Annotated in this window: 6 protein-coding genes and 1 pseudogene; 3 read left to right on the forward strand and 4 right to left on the reverse strand. The window is 64.5% G+C overall.

Features of this window, described 5'->3' with window-relative positions:
* Positions 1–75: 75 nt before the first annotated feature.
* Together ABB33_RS15175 and ABB33_RS15180 are read left to right on the forward strand one after the other, a co-directional pair.
* A complete protein-coding gene (locus ABB33_RS15175; RefSeq protein ID WP_425513312.1) occupies positions 76–432 on the forward strand; it encodes a hypothetical protein in 357 nt (118 codons plus the stop codon).
* A 15-nt stretch (positions 433–447) separates the two neighbouring features.
* A complete protein-coding gene (locus ABB33_RS15180; protein ID WP_033448765.1) occupies positions 448–1,968 on the forward strand; it encodes a conjugal transfer protein TraG N-terminal domain-containing protein in 1,521 nt (506 codons plus the stop codon).
* Positions 1,969–1,979: 11 nt separating this feature from the next.
* On the opposite strand, the gene ABB33_RS15185 is transcribed toward ABB33_RS15180, so the two are convergent.
* From ABB33_RS15185 to ABB33_RS15200, 4 genes and pseudogenes are all read right to left on the reverse strand, one after another.
* On the reverse strand, positions 1,980–2,345 hold the full coding sequence (locus ABB33_RS15185; RefSeq protein ID WP_033448763.1) for a DUF3742 family protein: 366 nt from the start codon (positions 2,343–2,345) through the stop codon (positions 1,980–1,982).
* 84 nt (positions 2,346–2,429) lie between these two features.
* Positions 2,430–3,062, reverse strand: coding sequence for an RES family NAD+ phosphorylase (locus ABB33_RS15190; RefSeq protein ID WP_033448761.1), 633 nt, complete (start codon positions 3,060–3,062; stop codon positions 2,430–2,432).
* 101 nt (positions 3,063–3,163) lie between these two features.
* Positions 3,164–6,124 (reverse strand): Tn3 family transposase, encoded by a 2,961-nt coding sequence (locus ABB33_RS15195; protein ID WP_021201841.1) that lies wholly within the window; start codon positions 6,122–6,124, stop codon positions 3,164–3,166.
* A 15-nt stretch (positions 6,125–6,139) separates the two neighbouring features.
* Positions 6,140–7,093 (reverse strand): annotated as a pseudogene (locus tag ABB33_RS15200) (site-specific integrase); the annotation flags it as partial.
* Between the two features lie 84 nt (positions 7,094–7,177).
* On the opposite strand from ABB33_RS15200, the gene ABB33_RS15205 reads away from it, so the two are divergent.
* A partial coding sequence (locus tag ABB33_RS15205; RefSeq protein ID WP_338108062.1) for a Chromate resistance protein ChrB occupies positions 7,178–7,674 on the forward strand: 497 nt, incomplete at its 3' end.

Consider the following 7,674-nt stretch of genomic DNA (forward strand, 5'->3'; position numbering starts at 1 on the left):
GGGCGATCCTGTGCCGGACCGTCTCGACCAGCTCCAGAAGGGCAATCCGGGGAGTCGGCCATGAGCCCGGCGCGCATGGCCTGGCGGCCGCTGCGCTGGTTGTTCAGCCGGCGCGCGGCGAAGACGCTGCTGTGGCTGGTGCTGATCGTTGCCGCCGCCGTGGGGGCGAACGTCGCGGGCATCTACCTGGTCGGCAGCGTTGCAGGCTGGGAACGGTGGCTGGCGGCCTCCGCAGGGTATTTCTTCATCTGGCGGCTGTGCGTGTACGCGGCAACGGCCTATGGATGGTTCTGGATGCGCCGCCGGGTGCTGGCCCGCGAAGACCAAAGCGGGACAGATGGGCAGGCGCGGCGCCGGCTGATCCGCACCGAGGTCGCCGGCGTTGTCGCCATCGTCGCGCTGGAAGCCAGCCTGTTGATGCAGGCCGCTTGAGGGGAGATCGGGGCCATGACGCTTTTTACGACGGACTACCTGGAGTACTACCTCACCCTCGTGTCCTGGATCGTCAACAACGGCATCTGGGCCGTGCTGGTGTCCAGCGGGGTGTTCGCGCTGCCTTTCGTCGCCATCGTCGTGCAGGAGTGGCTGAAGGCCCGTGCGGAAGGCGCCGACGAAGGCAACAAGGGGGTGCTCTCGGCTGCGCGCATCGAGAACCGGGTCTTCGTCGCCATCGTGGTGGTGATGTTCGCCGGCATTCCGTTCATCGACGTGGACCTCAGCACCATCCAGTACGACAGTTCGCGCTCGGCACAATGCCAAGTCAGCGTGCCGCAGCCCACGGAAACCGGGTGGTCGCAGTCCTTCAGCACCGTCAACAACCAGTCGGCGAAGGTGCCGGTCTGGTGGGCCTTCATGCACGCGCTCTCGCGCGCCGTCACGAGCGCCTCGGTAGCGGCGATCCCGTGCGGTACGGATCTGCGGCAGATGAGGATGGAGATCGACGCGACGCGCATTGACGACCCGGTACTGGCCCAGGAGGTCGCGGACTTCTCGCGGGATTGCTATGGGCCTGCGCGGGCCAAATTGTTCATGCAGCGCCCGGATCTCGATGAGCAGCAGATGCACGATGTAACCTGGATCGGTTCGCGCTTTTTCACGGACACGGGTGGCTACTACGACAGCTACCGCTCCAGCACGGCGCGCGAGGCATGGCCCTACGACGACACCCGCGATGCTGGCCTCGCGCAGGTTGCCAATGGTGGCGGCTACCCGACTTGCAGGCAGTGGTGGTCAGACGGCAGCAACGGCCTGCGGGCACGCCTGCTGGGTCAGGTGGACCCGAGCCTGCTGAATCGCCTAGCGGGCTGGGCCGGGTTCCTCAGCCGGGCCGAGGTGGACGATTCGGTGATCCGCGCCATCGCGTCACCCCGGCAGCAGAAGCTGAACCAGGGCAGCGTCTATACGGACTACGGCGGCCAGATCGACAAGACCCTGCCGAACATCGTGACGCGCGCCACGGGCGACGTCGGGATGGCAGTCGGCGCGATTGCCGCGTTTCCTGCCATGGATGTCGTGCGCCAATCCCTGCCCATGATCCTCGCCTTACTGAAGATGGCGCTGGTCATCTGCATCCCGCTCGTGCTGGTTGTGGGCACCTACGACCTGAAGACGGTCGTCACCGTCAGCGTCGTGCAGTTCGCGCTGTTCTTCACGGACTTCTGGTTCCAGCTCGCACGCTGGATCGACTCGACGATTCTGGACGCGCTTTATGGCTGGGGCTTCGGCTGGAACCGGCCGCACAGCAACTTCGACCCGCTGGTGGGGCTGAACAACGCCTTCGGCGACATGCTGCTGATGTTCGTCACCGGCACGATGTTCCTGGTTCTGCCGGGATTCTGGCTGGCGAGCCTTACCTGGGTTGGGATTCGGGCCGGGCACGTCATCCAGGGGCTTTCCGATGGCAGTAAGAGCGCCGGCCAAGCTGGCGGCAAGGGTGCCGGGGCGCTCACCGGAGGAAAGCTGAAATAGCACGAGGCCGGTCAGTCGTCGGTGTACAACTCGTGCGACGTGTCGTTGTACAGGTTGGGATCGTAGCCCGGCGTCTTGCGCAGCTCGGTGAGGTCGGTGAAAGGCCACTCGTCTTCATCCGAAGTATTGGCAGCAGCGGCCCATCCCGCCGCCGCAACGCCCAGCAGCACGAGTGCGAACCAAAACGCAACGTAGAGCAGCACCCCCAGTACAGCCAGCTTGACTACCCACACGAGCGCGGTAGCGCCAGCTCGCGGCATGCCCTTGGACACCAACCAGTTCGACGCCCGCCGTTCGCCGCGCGCATAGGCACGCCATCCGCGGCCGAAGGCGCGGCCGAGGCGTTCTGCGGTGCTGGTGCGGGTCGTCGTGCTCATGGTCGTCTCCTGCTGCTGAGGAATGCCTATTCCAGTTTGCTCCAATTCATTCGGTTTGAGGCTTCAATGCGCTTTCTTGCCGCTTCAGGACGCTTCGTCCTCCGGCTCTACCGGGCCCGGATCGGGTTCCACGCCGATGCGGTAAGTGGCAACGAACCGCGGCCAGTCCACATGGTCAACCAGGTCGATGTCCTCGACAACGCTGATCTTGGCTCCCGCACGCTCGAACAGGGCGATGCTCTTGGCGGGATAGTTGTTGCGCGACGGGTAGAGCACCCCGTCGAACAGCGGCTCACTGTCGTCTCCGAGCATCGCATGCACCTGTGCGGACACCTGCTGCGTGTGCGTGTAGTCGCGGCTGGCCAACTGCTCCAGGTTCAGGCCGAAGTGGCCCGCCATGACGCCCGGCGCCGTGAGGTCGGCCAGCAGCACGTCGTCCAGCACGCCTACTGCGCGCACCATCCGGGCCTGGACTTCCTTCAGGGCAATGGAGCGCTTCGTGTCTTCAAGCCACTGGTGCTTGTGAAAGACCGACTCCATCAGCGCCGTGGGCAGGTCGCGCCCCAGGTAGAGCACGCCGTAGGTTCCCGCCGGGTCATCGTATCGATTCGTGCTGCTGCGGCCATAGTACAGCGGGCTGCCCCGATAGACGACGCGGCTCACATGCTGGAGCAGTTCACCGGCATCGATCAGGAACGAAGGCAGCTCGTGGCTCATGGCGGTCTCGGGGTTCAGCCGACATACGTGTAAAAATCGCTCACAAGATCCGTTTTTATCCATTGAATCAGCTGGTTAGAGAATATTTTCTGGCGCCAAGACTATGCCGCCAACGCCAGTTCGATCTCATACGGTTCCGGAATCGCCTCTACATCGATCAGGTAGTCGCCGAACCGCTTCACGTGGCTGGTCACGTACGGGCTGAGCGAAGCCACGTCCTCCCGGGTGATCTTCCACCCCTGTCGTATCAGCGACTTCATGATCCGGGTCTGCTCGACCACGTTGTAGAAGATGACAGCATTGGAGACCAGATCGTTGTATTTGACGGCCTTCTCCTGCTCGACAGGGTCGTTGTCGGCAATCACCCCTTCCCCGCCGAAGAAGAAATACTTCGCGAAGCCGTTGTAGGCCTCCACCTTGTTGGTCGAGGCGGTGATCTGCTCGCGCAGCTCGCGGTTGGAGATGTACTGCAACAGGAACAAGGTGCGCACGGCCGCACCGAGCGCCTTGAAGGCCTGGTACAGACGGTTCTTGCGGCTGTAGTTGCCCAGTTTGCGCAGCAGCGTCGAGGCCGCGATCTTGCCGGTCTTGATCGAGAGCACGACCTGCATCAGGTCCTTCCAGTGGGTCTCGATCAGGTCCCAGTCGACCGTGTCGCGGAACAACGGCTCGATGTGCTCGTAGCGGATGTCCTCGTCCGGGCGGAAGAACTTGTACTCGCGCCAGTTGCGGATGCGCGGCATCAGCTGGATGCCCAGCAGGTGCGAGAGCCCGAACACCGGCAGCGACTGCCCCTGCGTGTCGGCATGGACGGTGTCGGGCTGGATGTCGGAGGTGTTCTTCAGTAGGCCGTCGATGATGTAGACCGCCTCCCAGACGCCGCACGGGATGAAGTGGCTGAACAACGCCACGTAGGTGTCGGAGACGTGGTGGTAAGCGATGCCGCCGTAACCGCCATAGCGGATGTGGTACGACGCCAGCAAGTTCTGGTCGTAGAGGTCGTACTTGGTGCCGTCGGCGGCGGCGCTCTTGCCGTCGCCCCAGAATTTGGGGAGCTGCAGGCCAGCGTAGCTGTTGATGATGTCGCGGCAGGCCGCCGCCAGCTTGTTGGCGTCCACGTGCCGGCGGTTGACGAACGACAGCATGTGTGCCGAGACGGCGCCGCGCAGGTGCCGGGCGGCCTGGGCCGGCCCGAGGTTGCAGCCGTAGGTGAAGGCGGTGAGGACGTAGCGTTCGGTTGGCTGTTCGATCTTGGTGTCCGAGCCGGACAACGGCCCGAAGTGTCGGGTCCAGCGTGTCCAGTGAGCCACGTCGCACAGGATTTCGATGACGCTGCGTTCGCGCAGGCGGTCGAGAATCGCGGTCTCCAGGGCACGGGCGCCGCTGCTCATCTCCTTGGCCTTGCTGCGCTTGAGCACAGGGATACCGTCCTCGCCGATGACGACCTGGCCGTTCTCCAGATAGCCCTGATCGGTCAGCTCGGCGACCTGCATCAGGCGTGATTGCAGCGCATTGACGAAGCCCACGGCCGTTGCCGGCAGGCCGACCTGGCCGCAGTAGTCCTCCAGCATGGGCTCGCATTGCTCCCACGGCAGCAACTGCTCGCGGTAGTCGGCGTAGGTTTCCGATCCGCGCACGGCCACGTCGCCCGATTTCAGTTCGTTGGCCAGCGACGAGAACACGCAGACCTCGAACAGGCGCCGGTGGATGCGCTCCTCGCCCTGTTCGGTGCGATGGACGATGCTCTTGCGCCAGAGTTGGGTAGTGAACGCCAGATCGACCGGTTCATCCAGCCAATCGCCGCGGGCCCGTTCCTGCGTCAGGATCAGCTCGATCGCATCGATGAGCGAGCGATCCTCCGTGGTCGAGGCCAGATCCAGCATGCGCACCATCCGCAGGATGGTGGCACGATGGCTCTTGTAGAACGGCCACAGCAGCGGCAAATGGTTGTCACCACTGTGCGCCGCGATGGCATTGCAGTCGGCCTGGAGGGTCTGCACGCCGCCGTGGGCGTTGACCAGGCGCCGGATTTCCCGGCCCGCCTCAGTGTCGCCGGGATGATGGTCAAGGACGCGAACCACGTCCGACATCGTCGCCACGATCGCTTCGGTCTTCTCGCGGTAGCGTGCCCGCAACCGCTCAAGCTCCTCGCGGCCGCGATTGTGGATATTGCCCATGCGTTTGATGAACATCTCCGCGAGATCGTCACGGGTCTGGACGCGGGCCCGGTGGATCAGGCACACCAGTACGGCGTAGCGCTTGGCGGGACGAAACTTGCGCAACTCGGAGGCATCCAGCGCCCGTGCCTCTGCGGCGAAGTGTCTGCGCTTGATTTCCGGAATGCCAGCGAGGTGCAACTCGCTGCCGACCAACTCGCCCAGTTCGGCGATGTGGTCGATCAGTTCCTGGAAGTGCTGCAGCGAAGCGCGCTTGGGCAGGCGCTTGATCGCGTGCAGCGGGCTCTTCTTGCGCCCCTCTTCGACCTGCAGGAGACCTTCAAGGCGCTGCTTTTCGTCGACGGTCAGCCGCGCTTCGATCTGGGCGAAATAGCGACCGTTGACCAGCGTGCGAATGCGCCGCGTCAAGCGGTCTAGGGTGGAAAACGCCGGCAGCTCGACGCGATCGCGCACGAGCTGTTCGATAGCCACGTTGATGAGGTCCGCCGGGTTGTCCATGACTGCGGCGGCTTCGTATACCGCCCGTGCCGCGATCTTCAGGCCGCCATCGCTGTAAGCCCGGACTTGCAGGAACTGGCGGATCCGGCGGTAATAGCGATAGCGCGAGGCGTTGGCGAGGACCGCCGGCTTGACCTGCACCCTCAGTTTCAGCGCGCCGCGGATATGGCGGACCACTGCCGGCGGCACTTCGTCCAACGCAGGGAAATATCCCAGCCGTTGGAAGGTCTTGATCAGGATCGCCAATGTCAGGCGGTGCGCGGGCTGCCGGGTACTCTCGGCAACAAAGGCCAGTTCGGCGTCGGTCGGCGTGTAGGCCGCAACCAGTTCGCGTACGACGGGGTTGCGCTTGAATTGCGGGTATGCGGTCCGTTCAATCGACGCCATTCGGTATCCTCAGGTAGGCCCAAGCAGCGTTGGCGTTCCCGGCAAGCTCGCTTCGATCCGCTGGCGGGCGAACGGATCGCCGCCATCGATGTAGCGCATCGCCGAGTGCACATCGCGCCAGCCGACGTATTCCATCAATGCCTTCACGTCCCAGCCGTTGGCATTGGCCCAGCCGGCGAAGCCGCGGCGCAACGAGTGGCTGCTGTACTCGTCGGCATCAGGCAGCCCAGCGCACGTCAGCAACCGGCGCAGCAGCGGAATCAGGCTGTTGGGGTGTAGCGCCTCGTCCGCAACGTGGCCCCAGCGATCAACAGCACGGAACAGTGGCCCCTCGGTCAGCCCGGCGGCGTCGATCCACTCCCACGTGGTCGTCACGGGGCACAGCCGCGACAGCGCCGGCACCTTGTACGTGTTGCCCTGTGCCTGCCGGTCGCCCTTGCTGCGCGGGAGAAAACAGGTCATCCCCTCACCGGTGACCAGGCGCAGGTGCTCGACCTGCACCCGGATCAACTCGTCGCCACGGAAGCCGCGCCAGAAGCCCAGAAGGATCAGCGAGCGATCGCGGCGATGACGCAGTTCGTCCGCATGATCGCCGCGCTCGCGTGCGGCGGCGATCGCGGCGCCAAGCCAATCGTCCACCTGTGCCAGTCGGGTCAGTTGCAGCGGCTCGGCCTGCTTTTCTACCGACGGATGCAGGGTCTGTATGCCTTTGAGCACCTTGCGCACCAGCGGAGCCCGGGTCGGATCGACAAAGCCGTGTTCGTGGTGCCAGCCTGCCAGGGCCGCAAGCCGGTGCCGAAGCGTGTTGGTGGAAAGTTCGCCCGCGTGATCAGCCAGATAGCGGGCCACGCTGTCCGGCGTGGCCGGCAGGTGCCCGCCCCATTCGACCTCGAAATGTCGCAGTGCCGAAGCATAGCTGCGCTGCGTGTTTTCGCGGTTGGCGGCCTCCAGATAGCGCTCCACTGTCATCTGCGACCTCCGCCGACGGCACGCGCGATTGCCTTGCTTAATTTTGACGTAATAATTACATCATTCATGTAGGATACTCTACCAATGAATTGGCTCATCATGGTTCTTTCCTTGCCCACCGAGAATGCCACGGTGCGCCAGCGGGCTTGGCGCTCGCTCAAGGCGGCGGGTGCTGCGGCCCTGCGGGACGGTGTTTACGTGCTGCCAGCGGCGGCGGAGCACCGTGCCGTGCTCGAAGCGGTGGCGGTCGATGTGACCGGGGGTGGCGGTGCTACCCATCTGCTGACCGCCCAGGCCACCGACGAGGCGCCCTACGTAGCCCTGTTCGACCGCAGCCGGGACTACACCGAGCTGCTGGCCGATGCCACGCGGCTTCGTGAAAGCCTGCCCGACACTACGCCGTCAGAGGCGTTGAAGCACTCGCGCAAGTTGCGCAGGACCTTCGAGTCGATCACTGCGATCGACTTCTTCCCGGGCGAAGCGCGGCGGCAGGTCGAGGACACGCTGGCCGAGCTGGAAATGGCCTGTGCCCGCCTGCAGGCGCCAGACGAGCCGCGCTTTGTGGCCGGTACGATCCAGCG

It is taken from the genome of Stenotrophomonas acidaminiphila (assembly GCF_001431595.1).
GTDB lineage: Bacteria > Pseudomonadota > Gammaproteobacteria > Xanthomonadales > Xanthomonadaceae > Stenotrophomonas > Stenotrophomonas acidaminiphila.